The sequence below is a fragment of the Paraburkholderia unamae genome, from assembly GCF_003096875.1.
Lineage (GTDB): Bacteria > Pseudomonadota > Gammaproteobacteria > Burkholderiales > Burkholderiaceae > Paraburkholderia > Paraburkholderia unamae.
On sequence record NZ_QEOB01000001.1, the window covers coordinates 607,609 to 624,791 of the forward strand.

General features: G+C 65.3%; 18 protein-coding genes and 1 tRNA gene. 7 read left to right on the plus strand and 12 right to left on the minus strand.

From position 1 onward, the window contains the following. Window positions 1–380 precede the first annotated feature (380 nt). The gene (ybiB, locus tag C7402_RS02745; RefSeq protein ID WP_112172054.1) at window positions 381–1,343 is read right to left on the minus strand and encodes a DNA-binding protein YbiB; all 963 of its coding nucleotides are present in this window, start codon (window positions 1,341–1,343) and stop codon (window positions 381–383) included. A gap of 271 nt (window positions 1,344–1,614) precedes the next feature. Between ybiB and C7402_RS02750 the strand changes: the two genes are divergently transcribed. Then, window positions 1,615–2,313 (plus strand): fumarylacetoacetate hydrolase family protein, encoded by a 699-nt coding sequence (locus C7402_RS02750; RefSeq protein WP_116609533.1) that lies wholly within the window; start codon window positions 1,615–1,617, stop codon window positions 2,311–2,313. 44 nt (window positions 2,314–2,357) lie between these two features. Then, entirely contained in the window at window positions 2,358–3,005 is a 648-nt protein-coding gene (gene maiA / locus C7402_RS02755) for a maleylacetoacetate isomerase (protein ID WP_116609534.1), read from the plus strand. An 89-nt stretch (window positions 3,006–3,094) separates the two neighbouring features. Here the strand turns inward: maiA and ftsY are convergent, their stop codons facing one another. Next, a complete protein-coding gene (ftsY, locus tag C7402_RS02760) occupies window positions 3,095–4,219 on the minus strand; it encodes a signal recognition particle-docking protein FtsY (RefSeq protein WP_116609535.1) in 1,125 nt (374 codons plus the stop codon). A 256-nt stretch (window positions 4,220–4,475) separates the two neighbouring features. On the opposite strand from ftsY, the gene rsmD reads away from it, so the two are divergent. The 3 genes from rsmD (at window position 4,476) to C7402_RS02775 (ending at window position 6,076) form a co-directional block, all read left to right on the plus strand. After that, window positions 4,476–5,123: a 16S rRNA (guanine(966)-N(2))-methyltransferase RsmD gene (gene rsmD, locus C7402_RS02765; protein ID WP_116609536.1), complete on the plus strand. Its 648-nt coding sequence runs from the start codon at window positions 4,476–4,478 to the stop codon at window positions 5,121–5,123. A gap of 108 nt (window positions 5,124–5,231) precedes the next feature. Beyond that, entirely contained in the window at window positions 5,232–5,735 is a 504-nt protein-coding gene (coaD, locus tag C7402_RS02770; RefSeq protein ID WP_112172049.1) for a pantetheine-phosphate adenylyltransferase, read from the plus strand. Window positions 5,736–5,815: 80 nt separating this feature from the next. Continuing rightward, window positions 5,816–6,076 carry a YfhL family 4Fe-4S dicluster ferredoxin gene (locus tag C7402_RS02775; RefSeq protein ID WP_116609537.1) on the plus strand — a complete coding sequence of 87 codons (261 nt, stop codon included), beginning with the start codon at window positions 5,816–5,818 and terminating at the stop codon, window positions 6,074–6,076. Between the two features lie 69 nt (window positions 6,077–6,145). On the opposite strand, the gene hisC is transcribed toward C7402_RS02775, so the two are convergent. The 8 genes from hisC to C7402_RS02815 all read right to left on the minus strand — a co-directional run bounded on the left by hisC (window position 6,146) and on the right by C7402_RS02815 (window position 13,417). After that, window positions 6,146–7,213 carry a histidinol-phosphate transaminase gene (gene hisC / locus C7402_RS02780; protein ID WP_116609538.1) on the minus strand — a complete coding sequence of 356 codons (1,068 nt, stop codon included), beginning with the start codon at window positions 7,211–7,213 and terminating at the stop codon, window positions 6,146–6,148. A gap of 15 nt (window positions 7,214–7,228) precedes the next feature. Continuing rightward, on the minus strand, window positions 7,229–7,831 hold the full coding sequence (gene pth / locus C7402_RS02785) for an aminoacyl-tRNA hydrolase (RefSeq protein ID WP_112172046.1): 603 nt from the start codon (window positions 7,829–7,831) through the stop codon (window positions 7,229–7,231). A gap of 159 nt (window positions 7,832–7,990) precedes the next feature. Next, window positions 7,991–8,596, minus strand: coding sequence for a 50S ribosomal protein L25/general stress protein Ctc (locus C7402_RS02790; protein ID WP_112172045.1), 606 nt, complete (start codon window positions 8,594–8,596; stop codon window positions 7,991–7,993). 169 nt (window positions 8,597–8,765) lie between these two features. Further along, window positions 8,766–9,722, minus strand: coding sequence for a ribose-phosphate pyrophosphokinase (locus tag C7402_RS02795; RefSeq protein WP_112172128.1), 957 nt, complete (start codon window positions 9,720–9,722; stop codon window positions 8,766–8,768). Between the two features lie 89 nt (window positions 9,723–9,811). Next, window positions 9,812–9,888 (minus strand) — tRNA-Gln (locus C7402_RS02800). A 52-nt stretch (window positions 9,889–9,940) separates the two neighbouring features. Further along, window positions 9,941–10,843 carry a 4-(cytidine 5'-diphospho)-2-C-methyl-D-erythritol kinase gene (gene ispE / locus C7402_RS02805; protein ID WP_116609539.1) on the minus strand — a complete coding sequence of 301 codons (903 nt, stop codon included), beginning with the start codon at window positions 10,841–10,843 and terminating at the stop codon, window positions 9,941–9,943. 76 nt (window positions 10,844–10,919) lie between these two features. After that, entirely contained in the window at window positions 10,920–11,582 is a 663-nt protein-coding gene (lolB, locus tag C7402_RS02810; RefSeq protein ID WP_116609540.1) for a lipoprotein insertase outer membrane protein LolB, read from the minus strand. Further along, on the minus strand, window positions 11,582–13,417 hold the full coding sequence (locus C7402_RS02815) for a tetratricopeptide repeat protein (RefSeq protein ID WP_112172042.1): 1,836 nt from the start codon (window positions 13,415–13,417) through the stop codon (window positions 11,582–11,584). Before C7402_RS02815 ends, lolB begins: the two co-directional genes overlap by 1 nt. 122 nt (window positions 13,418–13,539) lie before the next feature. Between C7402_RS02815 and mutM the strand changes: the two genes are divergently transcribed. Then, the gene (gene mutM, locus C7402_RS02820) at window positions 13,540–14,370 is read left to right on the plus strand and encodes a bifunctional DNA-formamidopyrimidine glycosylase/DNA-(apurinic or apyrimidinic site) lyase (RefSeq protein WP_112172041.1); all 831 of its coding nucleotides are present in this window, start codon (window positions 13,540–13,542) and stop codon (window positions 14,368–14,370) included. Window positions 14,371–14,385: 15 nt separating this feature from the next. Continuing rightward, a complete protein-coding gene (gene mutY / locus C7402_RS02825) occupies window positions 14,386–15,519 on the plus strand; it encodes an A/G-specific adenine glycosylase (RefSeq protein ID WP_116609541.1) in 1,134 nt (377 codons plus the stop codon). Window positions 15,520–15,538: 19 nt separating this feature from the next. On the opposite strand, the gene C7402_RS02830 is transcribed toward mutY, so the two are convergent. Together C7402_RS02830 and rapZ are read right to left on the minus strand one after the other, a co-directional pair. Continuing rightward, window positions 15,539–16,174: an LON peptidase substrate-binding domain-containing protein gene (locus tag C7402_RS02830; RefSeq protein ID WP_112172037.1), complete on the minus strand. Its 636-nt coding sequence runs from the start codon at window positions 16,172–16,174 to the stop codon at window positions 15,539–15,541. Between the two features lie 42 nt (window positions 16,175–16,216). Next, window positions 16,217–17,110, minus strand: coding sequence for an RNase adapter RapZ (rapZ, locus tag C7402_RS02835; protein ID WP_112172036.1), 894 nt, complete (start codon window positions 17,108–17,110; stop codon window positions 16,217–16,219). Between the last annotated feature and the right edge of the window lie 73 nt (window positions 17,111–17,183).

Here is a 17,183-nt window from a genome sequence, read left to right on the forward strand (position 1 = left end):
CGGTAAGCGGACGAATGCAGACGACAGGTTGTAGAGATACAGCGGATTTGGGGTACTGCGAGAACTGCTTTGGGAGGACCGCGGTGACCGGAGAGGGGGTCGTTGCGGCGCTACACCAGCTTTAGGCTAGGCGTAGCGATAGGGCCGATAGTCGGCCGAAGGTAATTCGGAGGGTGTTCGGGTAGGAACGCATTCGTCCAATGTAAATCAGGGCGAATGCGTGTGTCAACAACGAATTTGCAGATTGGCCGCGTGAAGATGCCCGAGGATGGCTGACGAAGCGCGCCGATGCGTTGGCGGACAAATGTGGGAGCGAACGCGCGGGTCGCCCGCGCCGCAAGGCTTTCAGCGGATCGGACGAGGTCTTTGGGGTTCGCTCTTTAGCGCTTGGCGATGCGCTTGATCGTCTCGATCTGGCGCGTGATCGCCTCCGGCACCGGCGCTTCGCCGCGCAACACGGCCTCGATCCAGGCGGCCGTAGTGGGCGCGTCGCGGCCCTCGGGGAGATCGACTTCGGGTGCGCCGGGCGACGAGCGCTCCGGTTCGACCAGCGTTTCGCAGATGCCGTCGTGCAGCCAGTCGACCTGCACCTGACGCCGCGTGTCCGCGACGGCTTCGCCTTCGGTGCCGCGCGCGAGCAGCGCGCCGCCAATGGCCGCGTCCGGGTGCGCCGCGAAGAGCGCGCTCAGGCTTTCGCGATACGGCGGATGCGTGTAGTTCACGAGACGCAGGCCCGGCTGCGCGAACGGTTGCAGCAGCTTCACGAGCGTATGCGTGGAGTTGCGCACACCCATGCGACGGCGCAGCGAGAGCAGGCGCGCCACCTTCGGCGCGAGCGTTTCGATCGAGGCGAACGCCACGCGGCGCGTAGCCAGTTGCGACTCGACCCCGGCATGATCCCCGGCTTCGGGCTGGTTGAGCGCCGCGAAGATCTCGGCGCTCGTCACGCGGCCCGGATCGGTGGTGACGCCGTGCACGAGCGTCGGCACGCCTTCGCGTGCGAGCAGCAGGGCGAGCAGCGGCACGAGATTGGGCTGCTTGCGCGCACCGTTGTAGCTCGGGATCGACACGGCGCGGTAATCGCCTTGCGGCGCCGCGAGCGGCGCGAACGAGGCGTGCGCGGCGCCGAGCATGGCGGCGAGTTCGTCCGCGGTTTCACCTTTGAGGCGGTAAGCGAGCAGCACCGCGCCCAGTTCGAGTTCGGGCACGCGGCCGTCGAGCATCGCGGCGTAGAGCGCGTGCGTGTCTTCCGACGAGAGCGAGCGCGCGCCGTGAGGGCCGCGGCCGATCTCCTTGATGAAGCGGGCGCACGGGAAGATGTCAGTGGAATCGGCGGTGGTCATGGGCTGGCGCGGTTCGTTCGACGGCGTGCGGCAAAGGCCGCCATCGTATTGAAATGGGGGATGCGGGAAGTATCGCACGAGCGCGCCGCCCCTCGCCGGGCATGCCGGCGCCCACGTCCGGCCGGCGAGGCCGCGCGCGCGAAGTGCAAGCCGCGCACGCCCGCCGCCGCGCGTTACACTCGCGATTGACCAACCGGACGGCGCAAGCCGTGCCCCATCCCGCTACGCCTGCGTGCCTCGCGCACGCGTCCACACAAAGACGGAGAACTCCATGACCTACGTATTCGAACCGGCGCCGCTCGCCTCGGTGCCGGTTGCCGGCAGTGACGCGCGCTTTCCGGTGCGCCGCATCTACTGCGTTGGCCGCAACTACGAAGCCCATGCGCGCGAGATGGGCCACGATCCGAACCGCGAGCCGCCGTTCTTCTTCGCCAAGCCTGCCGACGCCGTGCTCTACGTTGCCCCCGGCTCGACCGGCGAGTTCCCGTATCCGGCGCAGTCGCAGAACGTGCACTTCGAGATGGAACTCGTCGCGGCGATCGGCAAGAGCGGCAAGGACATTCCCGTCGTGAGCGCGCTCGACCATGTGTATGGCTACGCGCTCGGTCTCGACATGACCCGCCGCGACCTGCAAGGCGAAGCGAAGAAGCTCGGCCGTCCGTGGGACACGGCCAAGGGCTTCGACCATTCAGCGCCCATCGGCCCGATTCATCCGGTTTCGCAGATCGGCCAGTTGGCGCAAGGCGAAATCTGGCTCGCCGTCAACGGCGAGGACAAGCAGCGCTCGGATATTTCGCAGATGATTTGGCCCGTTGCCGACACGATCGCATTCCTTTCCACGCTTTTCGAGCTGAAAGCGGGCGACCTCATCTTCACGGGCACGCCCGAGGGCGTGGGCGCGGTGGTGAAGGGCGACCTGATGACGGGCGGCGTGGCCGGGATCGGCGAGTTCGCCGTGCGGGTCGTCTGAGCGGCGCGAACCCAGTCAGGAAACAAGAGGAGCAAGAGAGGAGCATGAAGCTTTACAGCTATTTCCGCAGTTCGGCGTCGTATCGCGTGCGTATTGCGCTGAACGTCAAGAATCTGTCGTACGACTACGTGCCGGTTCACCTCGTGCGCGAAGGCGGCGAGCAGCTCAAGCCCGCCTACCGTCAGGTCAATCCCGACGCGATCGTGCCGACGCTCGTCGACGACGACCAGCACGCCATCCAGCAGTCGCTCGCGATCATCGAGTATCTAGAGGAGACGCATCCCGAGCCGCCGCTGCTGCCGAAGTCGCCGCTCGATCGCGCACACGTGCGTTCGCTCGCGTTGCAGGTGGCGTGCGAGATTCATCCGGTGAACAACCTGCGGGTGCTCAAGTACCTCAAGCACACCGTTGGCGCGGACGACGCGACGAAAGACGCGTGGTACCGCCACTGGATCGAGTCGGGCTTTGCGACGCTGGAAGCGCGCCTCGCCGGCGATCCGCGCACCGGCAAGCTCTGCTACGGCGACACGCCGACCATCGCCGACCTTTGCCTCGTGCCGCAGATCTACAACGCGAACCGCTTCAAGATCGACACGACGCGTTACCCGACCATCCAGCGCATCAACGACTACGCGCTCACGCTCGATGCGTTCGCGCGCGCCGAGCCGGGCGCGCAGCCGGATTCGGAATAAGCGCCTGATTCGCGAGCGCGAATGAAAAAAGGGCGTCGTTCGCGAGAACGACGCCCTTCGTGCATCTATTGTGCGTTTAAAAGCCGGGTTTAGCCGCCAAGCAGCGCGTCGGCGAATTCTTCGGCTACGAACGGCTGCAAGTCTTCGACCTTCTCGCCCACGCCGATGAAGTACACCGGCACCGGGCGCTGGCGCGCGATCGCGGCAAGAATGCCGCCCTTGGCCGTGCCGTCGAGCTTCGTGACGATGAGACCGGTGAGTCCCAGCGCGTCGTCGAAGGCCTTGACCTGGGCAAGCGCGTTCTGGCCCGTGTTGGCGTCGATCACGAGCAGCACTTCGTGCGGTGCGCCGTCGAACGCCTTGCCAATCACGCGCTTGACCTTCTTCAGCTCGTCCATGAGGTGCAACTGCGTGGGCAGGCGGCCGGCGGTGTCGGCCATCACCACGTTGATGCGGCGCGCGCGCGCGGCGCTCACGGCGTCGAAGATCACGGCGGCCGGGTCGCCGCTTTCCTGCTGCACGACGGTCACGTTGTTGCGCTGGCCCCAGATGGCGAGCTGCTCGCGCGCGGCGGCGCGGAACGTGTCGCCGGCGGCGAGCAGCACGCTCTGGTCGAAGCTTTGCAGGTGCTTGGCGAGCTTGCCGATGCTCGTGGTCTTGCCCGCGCCGTTCACGCCCGCGATCATCATCACGAGCGGTTGCGCGCGGCCGAGCATGAGCGACTTCTCGAGCGGCTTGAGCAGGCCGATGAGCAGGTCGCGCAGGGCGTCCTTCACCTGCTGGGCGTCGGTCAGGCGGTCGGCGCGCACCTTCTGGCGCAACTGCTCGAGCAGGAATTCGGTGGCGTCGACGCCCGCATCCGACATCAACAGCGCGGTTTCGAGTTCCTCATACAGATCGTCGTCGATCTTCGCGTTGACGAAGATGCTCTGGATGTTCGAACTCGTCTTCGAGAGCCCCGACTTCAGACGCGTGAGCCACGACTGCTTGGCAGCGGGTTCGGGCGCGGGCGGCGGGACGATCTCGATCGCTTCGGGCTCGTCTTCGGCCTCGCTGGCGACGGTGATGGCGGTGATGGCTTGCGGCGGCGGCGCAAGCGGTTCGCTCGCGGGCGCAGCGGCTGCCTCGTCCTGCGCCTCGGGCGCCGGCGCGGCTTCGGCCTGCTCGCTCTCGGCGTCCTTCGAGCCGCGGAATCGTTTGAAGAAACTGAACATGATATGGCGTGGGTCAGGCGCGTTTCGGGTCGGACCGGAGGGCGGTCGGCGACGGCTTGGAAAGGGGTAACGCGCGGAAAACACGGCATTTTATCAGGCGCGTTACGTCCCGTCGTTGCGGCGCCCGCGCGGCACGCGCGCGCCCGTGTGGTAACGTGCGCGCATTGCAGGGCGCGATGCGCACCGCGCACATCATCCCTAGTCAAAGTGCCGCAGGCAGACTGCCCGCGGCCAAACGCAGCCGCAGACCAAACGCATGACTCGTTCCTCTTCCTCGCGTGGGCCTGGCGCCCGTTCCCATCAGGCCGATTCGCGCGCGCGCGGCGGCAGCGGCGGCGGTGCGCACACGATCCGCATCATCGGCGGCGACTGGAAGCGCACGCCGCTGCCGGTGCTCGATCTCGACGGCCTGCGCCCGACGCCCGACCGCGTGCGCGAGACGGTTTTCAACTGGCTCGGCCAGCGCCTCGACGGCCTGCGTTGCCTCGACCTGTTCGCCGGGAGCGGCGGCCTGGGCTTCGAGGCGGCCTCGCGCGGTGCCGCGCGCGTCGTGATGGTGGAGCGCAGTGCGCGCGCCGCCGCGCAACTGCGTGCGAACCAGACGCGCCTTGGCGCGCGCATGATCGAGATTGCCGAAGCCGACGCGCTGCGCCTCGCGGCCAACCTCGCGCCGGGCTCGTTCGACGTCGTGTTCCTCGACCCGCCGTTTGGCGACACCGCGCTCCTCGAGCGCTCGCTCGAACTGGCCGCCCCGCTCGTCGCGCCGGGCGGCTGGCTTTACGTCGAGGCCGGCGTGGCGATCGATCCGGCCGCGCAGCCCGCGCTGGCGGGCTGGGCCGTGGTGCGCGAGGGCAAGGCGGGTGCGGTTCACTATCATTTGCTGCAACGCGAAAATGAGGAATAATGCGCGTTCGATAAGAAGCGGCGGACGGTCTCACCGTCACGCACGCAAGTGCGCATGCATCGCCACGGCACTGCATTGCGCCCCATTTCTGTTGAGAGGAGAAGTCTCATGGTAGTCGCCGTGTACCCCGGTACCTTCGACCCGCTCACGCGCGGACACGAAGATCTCGTGCGGCGCGCGTCGAGCATTTTCGACACGCTGGTGGTCGGCGTTGCGGACAGCCGCAACAAGAAGCCTTTCTTCTCGCTCGATGAGCGGCTAGAGATTGCCCACGAAGTGCTCGGCCACTATCCGAACGTCCAGGTCATGAGCTTCAAGGGGCTCCTGAAGGACTTCGTGCGCAGCAACAACGCGCGCGTGATCGTGCGCGGCCTGCGCGCGGTGTCGGACTTCGAGTACGAGTTCCAGATGGCGGGCATGAACCGCTACCTGCTGCCCGACGTCGAGACGATGTTCATGACGCCATCGGACCAATACCAGTTCATCTCGGGCACGATCGTGCGCGAAATTGCCCAGTTGGGCGGCGATGTCAGCAAGTTCGTGTTCCCGTCTGTGGAAAAGCGCTTGCAGGACAAGGTGGCGTCGCTCGGTGGTACGGGATCGAAGGCGTGAACGCGCGGCCAAAGCAGCGTAAACTATAGGGCTAAGCAACGTGTACGCCGGCCCCCGCGCTGGCAGGAAGTGAGAAAAGCATGGCCCTGATGATTACCGACGAGTGCATCAATTGCGACGTCTGCGAGCCCGAGTGCCCGAACGACGCCATTTCGATGGGCCCGGAAATCTACGTGATCGACCCGGGCAAGTGCACCGAGTGTGTCGGCCATTTCGATGAGCCGCAGTGCATTCAGGTGTGCCCGGTGGAGTGCATTCCCAAGAATCCGGAGCATGTGGAATCGCCCGAGCAATTGATGCAGAAGTACCACGCGCTGGTGGCGGCGAAAGACAAAGCCTGACGCATCTTCATCCCCGGAAACAAAAAAACGCGCCAACAGGCGCGTTTTTTATTTCATCTTGCTGTCTTCTTACGCGACGATGCGCTTCAACGCCTCGATGAGCGTATCGCATTCGGCATCGGTGCCGATCGAGATCCGCAAATGCTGATTCACGCGCGGCGCGTTGAAATGGCGGACGAAGATTTCCTTTTCGCGCAACTTGGCCGCAATTGCCGCCGCATCGTGCGCGGGATGCTTCGCGAACACGAAGTTCGCCGCCGAGGGCACCACGTCGAAGCCAAGCGCGGCAAGCGCGGCCGTGAGGCGCTCGCGGCTTGCCATCACGCGTGCGCTCGTGGTCTTCAGCCAATCGGCGTCCTCATAGGCGGCCGTCGCGGCGGCCTGGGCGAGTCGGTCGAGCGGGTAGGAGTTGAAGCTGTCCTTCACGCGGTTGAGCGCTTCGATGAGATCGACGTGGCCGAACGCGAAGCCCACGCGCATGCCCGCGAGCGAGCGCGACTTCGAGGTGGTGTGCACGACGAGCAGGTTCGGATAGCGGTCGATCAGCGCGATCGCCGATTCGGCGCCGAAGTCCACGTAGGCCTCGTCGATCACCACCACCGATTCCGTGTTCGCCGCGACGAGCCGCTCGATTTCCGCGAGCGGCAGCGCGTGGCCCGTCGGCGCGTTCGGATTCGGGAAGATCACGCCGCCATTGGGCTGAAGATAATCGTCGATGCGAATCGCGAACGGCTCGGTAAGCGGCACCGTGCGGTACTCGACTTCGTAGAGCCGCGCGTAGGTCGGATAAAAGCTGTAGGTGATGTCGGGAAAGAGAATCGGCTTGTCGTGCTTGAGCAGCGCCTGGAACGCATGGGCGAGCACCTCGTCCGAGCCGTTGCCGACAAACACCTGCTCGGCGCGAATGCCATGATGCGCAGCCACGGCTGTGCGCAGGCGCTTCGCGACCGGGTCCGGGTAGCGGCGCAGCGACTCGCCCGTCTCGCCGAGCTCGTGGCGGATCGCCTCGAGCACGCGCGGGGAGGGTGCATACGGGTTCTCGTTGGTGTTGAGCTTGACCGGTTTCGCGAGCGCGGGCTGTTCGCCCGGCACGTAAGGCACAAGCTGCTTGACGATATCACTCCAGTAACGACTCAAGACGCTCTCCTGGTTTCAGCTGTTTCGATGCAACTGCATGACCGCGCGTTCCGCTTCGCCCTTCACGAACGTCGGCATGACTGCGAGCGCGCGCTCGATCGAGGCGTCGATCACGTCCTGCTCCTCGCGGCGCGGCGGCTTGAGCACGAAGTTCGCGACGTCGGGTTTCGCGCCCGCGCGCGCGCCTTCGGGGATCAGGTCGCGCGGATGGCCAATGCCGATGCGCAGGCGCCAGTATTGCTGCGTCGACAGATGCGCGGAAATGTCCTTCAGTCCGTTGTGGCCGCCGCTGCCGCCGCCGAGCTTGAGCTTGACGGTGCCGGGCGGCAGGTCGAGCTCATCGTGCGCGACGAGGATCTCGTCCGGCAGGATCTTGAAGAAGTTCGCGAGCGCGACGACCGACTGGCCCGAGCGGTTCATATAGGTCTGCGGTTCGAGCAGATGCACTTCCTCGCCGTAGAGGCGCGCCTTCGCATAGTGGCCGTGAAAGCGCCGCTCGTCGCGCAGCGTCGTGCCGGCTTCGCGCGCGAGCTGGTCCACGAACCAGAAGCCCGCGTTGTGGCGCGTCGCCGTGTATTCGGCGCCCGGATTGCCGAGCCCGACGATCAACCTGATCATTGTGGTGTTCCGCCTGCGTAAATCGTTGAGTCGACCCGCAAGTGTACGGAAGAGTAGAAAAGAGTGCGAAAAAAAACCCGCCGGGGCGAACCGCGGCGGGTCACGTCGTCCGTTTCAGGGAAACGGATCGAGAGGATCGGCTCGTTGAGGCCGCTGCGATTACTCCGCAGCCGCTTCTTCGCCTTCAGCAGCCGCCTGGGCGCCAGCCGGCACGGGTGCCGATGCGACGACCGGGTTTTCAGCTTCCACGTGCGAGACGAGCGTCACGCCGGCGGGCAGCGTGATGTCCTTGGCGTGGAGCGACTGGCCGGCTTCGATCTTGGCGAGGTCGACTTCGAGGAATTCAGGCAGTTGGGCCGGCAGGCACTGGACTTCGATTTCAGCCAGAACGTGCGAGATGATCGCACCACCCGTCTTCACAGCCGGGTTGGTTTCCTGGTTCATGAAGTGCAGGGGCACCTTCGTGTGGATCTTCTTGTTCGGATCCACGCGCTGGAAGTCCACGTGCAGCACGAGCTGACGGAACGGGTGATATTGCACGTCGCGCAGCAGAACTTGTTGCGACTTGCCGGCCACTTCGAGGTCGAGGATCGACGAGTGGAAGGCTTCCTTCTTCAGGGCGTGCCACAGCGCATTGTGGTCGAGTTCGACCAGTTGCGGCTCCGAACCGACACCGTAAACGATGCCAGGGGTCTTGCCAGCGATGCGCAGGCGGCGGCTCGCACCCGTACCTTGCAGGTTACGCTCGAAAGCGATGACTTTCATTTGATTCTCCATTGCACTACCCGCGACCAGGCAGTAAAACGGGGCCTTTTCAGCAGAACGCCTGCCTTCGGGCCCCCAGCGATGCAGCGCGAACCTTCGTCCGCTCGCGCCGATTACGTGCAAAAGCGCGGCATTCTCGCGAACACCGCGCTTTGCGCGTCAATTCTTTTTAGCTTTCCGCGAACAGCGACATCACCGAGTCGCCGCGACGGATACGCGAGAACGTTTCGGCCAGCAGACCGGCGCTCGTGAGCGAGCGGATCTTCGGGCACGAACGCGCTTCGGTACCGAGCGGAATCGTGTCGGTGACAACCAGCTCGTCGAGCGCCGAGGCGGCGATACGCTCGCCTGCGCCACCCGAGAGAACCGGGTGCGTGGCGTAAGCGAACACCTGCTTGGCGCCGCGTTCCTTCAGCACTTGCGCTGCCTTGCAGAGCGTGCCGGCGGTGTCGACCATGTCGTCCATGATCACGCAGGTGCGGCCTTCGACTTCACCGATGATGTTCATCACTTCGGCGACGTTCGCCTTCGGACGACGCTTGTCGATGATCGCGAGATCGCAACCAAGCTGCTTGGCGAGCGCACGGGCGCGCACCACGCCGCCGACGTCAGGCGAAACGACCAGCAGGTTCTCGTAGTTCTGCTTGCGCAGATCGCCGAGCAGCACGGGCGTAGCGTAGATGTTGTCGACGGGAATATCGAAGAAGCCCTGAATCTGGTCGGCGTGCAGATCCATCGTGATGATCCGCTCGACACCGGCGATTTCCAGCATGTTCGCCACGACCTTCGCCGAGATGGCGACGCGCGCCGAACGGGGGCGGCGGTCTTGACGGGCATAGCCGAAGTAGGGGATGGCTGCGGTGATCCGGCCTGCGGATGCGCGCTTGAGCGCATCGACCATGATCATCAGTTCCATCAGGTTGTCGTTGGTCGGAGCGCACGTCGACTGAAGGACGAAGACGTCCTTGCCACGCACGTTTTCCTGGATTTCGACCTGGATTTCACCGTCGGAGAAGCGGCTAACCATAGCCTTGCCGAGGGGAATACCGAGGATCTTGACGACTTCCTGGGCAAGCGCGGGATTGGCGTTGCCAGTAAAAACCATCAGGCCGTCATGGCTGCTCATCATGCACCTGCTGCGGACTTGGGGGGGACGAGAGGAACTACTTAGGCGAATGGCTCCGGGTAACCCACAGAGCGAACTGCCTGAAATTTTGGCAGGGGAGGAAGGACTCGAACCCTCGCATGCCGGAATCAAAATCCGGTGCCTTAACCAACTTGGCGACTCCCCTACACTCAACTTTGAGCTTGCCTGACCGGGTAGGGCCGATCAGCCATGCAAAACTATGCCGCGAAAGCGAAGAGTGGATGCGTATTCAGACTCGAGGCTACCGCGCTTCTCCAGTCCGGTTGTTCCGCAAGCAGTCTGGCTCGTGCCGATTCTGCTTCGGACCGACTGGCGAATGCTGCAAAAACGCTGGCACCCGATCCGGTCATCCGCGCTGGTGTGATGCTGTTCGAGACACGCTCAAACCATCCAAGCACCTGCGCTACTTCCGCGTATTTTCCTGCGACAACCGCTTGCATATCGTTATGACCGAAGCTGTCTGGCCATCCGTTCTGCGTTGCTTGCTGTGCAAGAAAGACTGCTATTGTGCAGGTCTTTGTGTCCCTTGTCAACGACTTTTCTGAAAAAATTTCAGCAGTAGGAACATGAACCCGCGGCGTCACCACCAAAAAATGACGCGGGGGCAATTGTACAGCCTCCAATGCCTCTCCAACACCCTCCGCGAACGCATTTTTTCCGAACACGAAGAAGGGTACGTCAGCACCCAGTTTGAGTGCGAGCGCCTGGAGTTCTTCGCGCGGCACGTTGAGCTTCCACAGACGGTTGAGCGCGAGCAGCGTGGTGGCCGCGTCGGAACTGCCGCCGCCAAGACCCGCGCCCATCGGCAGACGCTTTTCGATGTCGATCTCGACGCCTTCGGTCGTGCCGGTGTGCGCCTTGAGCAACGTCGCGGCGCGCACGGTGAGATCGTGTTCGGCGGGCACGCCTTCCACTTCGACGGTGCGTGTGATGCGGCCGTCACGGCGGCGCGTGAAATGCAGCGTGTCGCCCCAGTCGAGCAACTGGAACACGGTCTGCAAATCGTGGTAGCCATTGGGGCGGCGGCCCGTGATGTGCAGGAAGAGATTGAGTTTCGCGGGCGCGAGGCAGTCGCGCAGCGAGTCCTGGGTTTCGATCATGATGCCTGGAATGATGCCTGGAACTGACCGGCGCGCGCCGGCCAGATCACGCTGATGTTGGAGCGTGCCGGTCCGCTTACTGGTCGAGCACGAGCTTGATCTGAAGCGGCGGTTCTTCGCGCGTGAGATTAACGCGCTTCACGCCCGTGGCCGGTGCGTTGGCGTACGCAACGTAATCGATGGTCCAGCCGTCTTGCTGGATCTGGGCAAGGCGCTGCGGATCTTGCGGGTCGGGCGTGGTGCGCGCGTGCGACGTGGGCGCGACCGACGGTTGCAGCCAGTAGCGCAACCCCTCGACGGGCAGCGCGAAGCCGAGCGCCTGCTGCATGAGCGTGCTCACGTTGTCGGCCGTGAGCGGGGGGCGGTTGGGCAGTTCGAGCGTGGCCTGAGCCGGTGCGGAGGTCACGAGCGCGAGCGTTTGGCCGAGCGGGTTGAGCAGTTGCAGCGTGACCGTCGAGTCGGTCTCGCGCCAGTCGAAGTTGCCGTACGCGTTGCGCTGCTGGCCATTCTGGTCGACATATTGCACGGCGAAGCGCCCATGCCAGGCGCGGTTCGTCTGCGTGCTGAGCGAGGTCGTGGCGTTCGAGGTGGACGGCTGGCGCGGCGCTTGCTGCGTGGCGCAGCCCGCCAGCACGAGGAGCGCGGCTGCCGCCGCGCCGAGCGACGCGCGGCGCGCAAACCGGGCGACGCGCGCAGCAGGGAGGGCCTTGGGAGAAACGGTATTGAAAAAATCTGCCATCAGAGATCGTTCACCTGGAAGCGCTTGAGCGTCTTCAGGAGCGTGTCGTTGTCGGGTTCAAGCTTGCGGGCCTCGCGCCAGGCCTGCCGCGCGCCGTCCTGGTCGCCGTTCTTCCAGAGCACTTCGCCGAGATGCGCGCCGATTTCGGCGTTCGGCTGCATGGTGTAGGCCTTGCGCAAAACCTTGATTGCGTCGGCGTTGTCACCCAGGCGGTACTTCACCCAGCCCACGCTGTCCATGATGAACGCGTCGTCCGGTGCGAGCGCTGAAGCTTTCTCGACGAGCTTGTCAGCTTCCTGGAGGCGCTGGTTGCGGTCGGCGAGCGAATAGCCGAGCGCGTTGTAGGCCTGCGGATTGTCGGGCTGCGTCTTGATGAGCTTGCGCAACTGCGCTTCCATGACGTCGTAATGGCCGGTCTTTTCCGCGGCCATGGCGTAGTCATAGGTGAGGTCGGGGTCGTCCGGGAAGTCGGCGGTCGCCTTTGCAAGGCGCGCTTCGGCCTCCGGGTAGCGCTTCGCGTCGAACAGGATCGCGGCATCGGTGCGCGCGATCAGCGCCTGGTCGCGCGGATCGTCGGCCTGGATGCTCGCGAGTTGGCGGCGCGCTTCGTCGGTCTTGCCTTCCTTGTCGAGGATCTGCGCGCGCGTGATCTGCGCCGGCACGTACTGCTGGCTGTTGGGCTGGATCTTGTCGAGCCACTTTTGCGCACCCGCGTCGTCCTTCTGCTCGACCGACAGTTGCGCGAGGTAAATGTAGGCCTGGCCGGGATCGGCGGCCGGATTCTTCTCGGCGACCTGCGCGTATTGCGTCAGGTACTTCTGAGCGGCATCGAACTTCTTTTGCTGCACGTTGATGAGCGCGAGCGCCATGAGCGGCATCAAGTCGTTCGCGTTGTCCTTGTGCAGGGTCTCGAACTGCTTTTGCGCGTCGTCGAGGCGGTCGGCGGCAAGATAGGTTTGCGCGAGCGCAAGCCGGCCTTCGCGCGACTTCGGATTCTGCTGGACGTACTTCTCGATCGAAGCGATGCCTTCCGCGCGCTCCTCCGGCCCCATCTGCGCGAGCATGAGCGCCGCGGGCAGGTAGTCGGGCTTGAGCGTGAGCGCCTGCTCGAACGACTTGCGCGCGCCGGGCACGTCGTCGGCGAGCAGTTGCTGGCGGCCGATCGCGAGCTGCGCCTCGGGACGGTTCAGGTCGTCCTTGAGCAGCGTCTTGAGGACATTCAGGCCGCCCACGCGGTTCGGGCCGCGCGAAAGCAGCAGTTGCAGCGAGAGGATCGCCTGGCCGCGGCTGTCGGCCGGGACTTTCGTCATCTCGCGCGCGAGCAGCGGCTGCGCGTCGTCGGGCTTGCCGGCGAGCACGAGCAGCGAGGCGTCGAGCTGCGCCGCGCGCTCGGAGTCGGGCGCGTACTGCTGCCAGAGCTGTACGGCCGTGAGCGCGTCGGTCGGGCTTTGCGCGGCGAGCGCGATTTCCGTCGCACGCTGCGCCATGCGCGGGTCATGCGTGTCGCGCGCGAGCGCAAGATACGTCTGGAAGGCGGGCGCGGGCTGGTCGCGTTGCAGCGCGATTTCCGCGGCGAGCACCTGGAAGACGATCTGGCTCGACAGCGGGACGATCGGCAAATCCTTCTTCTCGTCGGGCGAGGCGGGACCGAAAGCGTCCGGCATGGTGACGGAAGTGTCGTCCGTGTCGGGGGCCGGATCCTGCGCGTACGCGCTCGACGTGGTCAGCGCCCAGGCCGCGAGAACCACGGCGCCGATCAGGCGGCGCGCGAAGGTGGCGGGCAGGCGGGGCGTCGTGGGACGCTGCGCGAACAGCTTAACGAAAGACAGTTCCATGGAATTCCGTCGAATGTTTCGGTCGATTGTAACGCGCTGGCTACAATACGCGCACAACGCGCACACACCTTTACGCAAGTTGCAGACCAACCCGAATTACCGACCGTGTCAGGCCGCCAGACATGCCAGAGTTGCCAGAAGTTGAGGTTACCCGAAGAGGGATCGAACCGTGGGTCGCAGGCCGCCGCGTTGAGCGCGTGGAGGTGCGCAACCCCTCATTGCGCTGGCCCGTGCCGGCAACGCTCGCGCGCACGCTGCGCGGCCGCACGATCCGTTCCGTCGGGCGGCGCGGCAAATATCTGCTGTTCGAGGTGGACGAGGGCTGGTTCATCGTGCATCTCGGCATGACCGGCACGCTGCGCGTGCTGCGCAACCTGCCGAAGCCGCCCGCCGCCGAAAAGCACGATCATGTGGACTGGTTCTTCGACGACTTCACGCTGCGCTTTCGCGACCCGCGCCGCTTTGGCGCCGTGCTCTGGCATCCGCGCGAGGCGGGCGACGTGCTCGGCCATCCGCTGCTCGCGGGGCTCGGCATCGAGCCGTTCACGCCTGCGTTCGATGGCGCGCTGCTCTTTCGCGAGACGCGCGGGCGCAAGGTGGCGGTCAAGCAGGCGTTGCTCGCGGGCGATATCGTGGTGGGCGTTGGCAATATCTACGCGTCCGAAAGCCTCTTTCGCGCGGGCATCCGGCCCACGACTCCGGCGGGCCGCGTTTCGCTCGCGCGCTACGCACTGCTCGCGGACGCCGTGCGCGCCGTGCTCGCCTCGGCCATCGAGAAGGGCGGCAGCACGCTGCGCGACTTCGTGGGCAGCAACGGCGAAAGTGGCTATTTTCAGCTCGAATACTTTGTTTATGACCGCGCGGGCCAACCCTGCCGCGTGTGCGGCACGCCGATCAAGCAGATCGTGCAGGGCCAGCGCTCCACTTATTTCTGTCCGCGCTGCCAGCGCTGACCCGCAAGCTTCCCTATGTACCGAACTTCGTCCCAATCCACGCCGCTTCCCGCCGGCGCCTATCCGCAGGAACTGCTCGGCGGCTTCGCGCCGCGCCTGATCGCATGGCAGCGCGAGCACGGCCGCCACGACCTGCCGTGGCAGAACACGCGTGATCCGTACCGCATCTGGCTGTCGGAAATCATGTTGCAGCAGACTCAGGTCGCGACCGTGATTCCGTACTACGCCCGCTTTCTCGAACGCTTCCCGACGGTCGGGGCGCTCGCCGCCGCGCCTGACGACGACGTGATGGCGCTGTGGGCCGGCCTCGGCTACTACTCGCGCGCGCGCAATCTGCATCGCTGCGCGCAGGTGGTGGCCGACGCGCACGGCGGCCGGTTTCCCTCGACAGTCGAAGCGCTCGCGGAGTTGCCGGGCATCGGCCGCTCGACCGCGGCCGCGATCGCGTCGTTCGCATTCGGCGCGCGCGAGACGATTCTCGACGGCAACGTGAAGCGCGTGCTCGCGCGCGTGTTCGGCGTGGAAGGCTTTCCCGGCGAAAAGCGCGTGGAGAACGCGATGTGGGCGCTTGCCGAGTCGCTCGTGCCTGGCCCCGACGCAAGCGATGCGGACGTGAGCGCGTACACGCAGGGCTTGATGGACCTCGGCGCGACGCTGTGCGGCCGGGGCAAGCCCGACTGCGCGCGTTGCCCGTTTGCCGCCGACTGCGTGGCGAACACCACGGGTCGTCAGCGCGAACTGCCAGCCGCGCGTCCGAAGAAGGCCGTGCCCACGCGGCGCACATGGATGCTCCTGCTGCTCGACGGCGACGCCGTGATGCTGGAGAAGCGCCCGCCGTCGGGCATCTGGGGCGGACTGTGGAGCTTGCCTGAGGCCGCCGATGAACCCGCGCTCGCCGAGCGCGCGCGCGACTTCGGCGTGACGCCGGAGTGTGCGGCGTCGAGTTCCGCGCTCGCGCCGCTCACGCATACGTTCACGCACTTCAAGCTCGATATCGAGCCGCGCGTGATCGAACTGCGACGCGACGCTGCGCCGCTCGAAGTGAACGATGGACAGACCGCATGGGTGTCGCTCGGCAATATCGACGCGTATGGCGTGCCCGCGCCGGTGCGCAAGCTGCTCGATGCGATGCGTGGGCCGCTGATCTAAACCGGAGCGCGCAGTCGCATCAAAGCAACTGATGCTGCTGCATGTAGTGATGCACGACGTCGATGCGCGCACCGGCGTCGTTCAACTCCATCAGCTTTTGACGCGCGCGCAGCGCAATGGGCAGCACTTCGGCGAGACGGTTCGATACCCATGAGGGATCGTCGAAGCGGAACGGCTCCGCGAACGGCAGGCTTGCGGGGTCGCGCTCGCGAATTGTCGCGATGATCCGCTCCAGCACCTCGGCGCACGCGCCGAACTTCGCGAGTTGCCCGCTGCCTTCAAGCGGAATGTCTTCGGGAATCAATTCGGCCATGCCCACGAGCAGGCCGTCGGCTTCCACGCGATGCGAGAGCAGTTGAAAGCGCTGCGTGCCGTGCGTCTGGATGTGCAGCATGCCGATGGTCTCGGCGTCGCACTGGTCGATGACGGCGAGGCAGCCAACCGGCTCGGGCACCGCGGGCTCGTAGTGCTGTGCGACTTCGGCGCCGCTCTTGAGCAGGCACACGCCGAACGGCGTGTGCTCGCGCAGGCACTCGCTCGCCATGTCCAGGTATCGCGCTTCGAAAATCTTGAGCGGCAGCAGGCCGCCAGGGAACAGTACCGTATGCAGCGGGAACAGCGGCAAATCGGCAAGCACGGCAGTAGACGAGGACATGGCGCAACGCTTTCCGTTAAGGACCGCGCGATGCGCGGCCGGTTAGGCGATCAGCCGCGACGATTCTCCGACATCGAGAGGCGCGTCGCGGTGACGCACGATAACGTTCGACCCGCTGGCAAAGCGCGTGGCGAGCGTCTGGGCGATGTACACGGAGCGGTGCTGGCCGCCGGTGCAGCCGATGGCGACGGTCAGATAGCTGCGGTTGTCCGCGCGAAAATGCGGCAGCCATTTCGCGACGAACCCATAGACATCGTCGATCATTTCGTGGACGGCCGGCTGTGCATTGAGGAAGTCAATCACGGGCTGATCGAGCCCGGTGAGCGGCCGCAGGCGGGCGTCGTAGTGCGGATTCGGCAGCGTGCGTACGTCGAACACGAGGTCCGCGTCGAGCGGCACGCCGCGCTTGAAGCCAAACGATTCGAACGTGAGCATGAGCGAGCCGCGCTCGCCCTCCACGAACACCTTCACCCACTGGCGCAGCGCGTTCGAGCTCAGGTTGCTCGTATCGACCTGGTGACCGAATTCGGCCAGGTTCGAGACCAGCTCGCGTTCGTGCTCGATGGCCTCTTCCAGCGACTTGAGCATGCCCACGTTGGCGTCATGCGCGGCCGAGCCCGAGAGCGGATGGCGTCGTCGCGTTTCCGAGAAGCGCTGGATGAGCGCCTGCGTGCTCGCGTTGAGAAACAGCACGCGCACGTCATGGCGTTTCGCGAGGTCGCGAATCATCTCCGGCATGTCGTCGAACGAAGAACTCGAGCGCGCGTCGATCGCGACCGCCAGGCGCTCGTAGCCATCGTCGCTGAGATATTGCGCGAGTTGCGGCAGAAAGCGCGGCGGCAGATTGTCGACGCAGAAGTAGCCGACGTCTTCGAGCGCATTGAGCGCCACTGACTTGCCGGAGCCTGAGATGCCGGTGATCAGGATGATACGCATGGGAAAGTCGATGAACCCGATTGGGTCATCATAGCATCCGATCCGCGCGCCTGTACCGGCTCTCCGGGCCGCG

Coding starts and splice junctions, on each gene's coding strand:
- C7402_RS02815 (WP_112172042.1), bottom strand. CDS start 13,417: ATGGAACTGTCTTTCGTTAAGCTGTTCGCGCAGCGTCCCACGACGCCC.
- pth (WP_112172046.1), bottom strand. CDS start 7,831: ATGATCAGGTTGATCGTCGGGCTCGGCAATCCGGGCGCCGAATACACG.
- ybiB (WP_112172054.1), bottom strand. CDS start 1,343: ATGACCACCGCCGATTCCACTGACATCTTCCCGTGCGCCCGCTTCATC.
- mutM (WP_112172041.1), top strand. CDS start 13,540: ATGCCAGAGTTGCCAGAAGTTGAGGTTACCCGAAGAGGGATCGAACCG.
- rsmD (WP_116609536.1), top strand. CDS start 4,476: ATGACTCGTTCCTCTTCCTCGCGTGGGCCTGGCGCCCGTTCCCATCAG.
- coaD (WP_112172049.1), top strand. CDS start 5,232: ATGGTAGTCGCCGTGTACCCCGGTACCTTCGACCCGCTCACGCGCGGA.
- mutY (WP_116609541.1), top strand. CDS start 14,386: ATGTACCGAACTTCGTCCCAATCCACGCCGCTTCCCGCCGGCGCCTAT.
- C7402_RS02830 (WP_112172037.1), bottom strand. CDS start 16,174: ATGTCCTCGTCTACTGCCGTGCTTGCCGATTTGCCGCTGTTCCCGCTG.
- rapZ (WP_112172036.1), bottom strand. CDS start 17,110: ATGCGTATCATCCTGATCACCGGCATCTCAGGCTCCGGCAAGTCAGTG.
- ftsY (WP_116609535.1), bottom strand. CDS start 4,219: ATGTTCAGTTTCTTCAAACGATTCCGCGGCTCGAAGGACGCCGAGAGC.
- C7402_RS02790 (WP_112172045.1), bottom strand. CDS start 8,596: ATGAAAGTCATCGCTTTCGAGCGTAACCTGCAAGGTACGGGTGCGAGC.
- ispE (WP_116609539.1), bottom strand. CDS start 10,843: ATGATCGAAACCCAGGACTCGCTGCGCGACTGCCTCGCGCCCGCGAAA.
- C7402_RS02795 (WP_112172128.1), bottom strand. CDS start 9,722: ATGAGCAGCCATGACGGCCTGATGGTTTTTACTGGCAACGCCAATCCC.
- C7402_RS02750 (WP_116609533.1), top strand. CDS start 1,615: ATGACCTACGTATTCGAACCGGCGCCGCTCGCCTCGGTGCCGGTTGCC.
- lolB (WP_116609540.1), bottom strand. CDS start 11,582: ATGGCAGATTTTTTCAATACCGTTTCTCCCAAGGCCCTCCCTGCTGCG.
- C7402_RS02775 (WP_116609537.1), top strand. CDS start 5,816: ATGGCCCTGATGATTACCGACGAGTGCATCAATTGCGACGTCTGCGAG.
- maiA (WP_116609534.1), top strand. CDS start 2,358: ATGAAGCTTTACAGCTATTTCCGCAGTTCGGCGTCGTATCGCGTGCGT.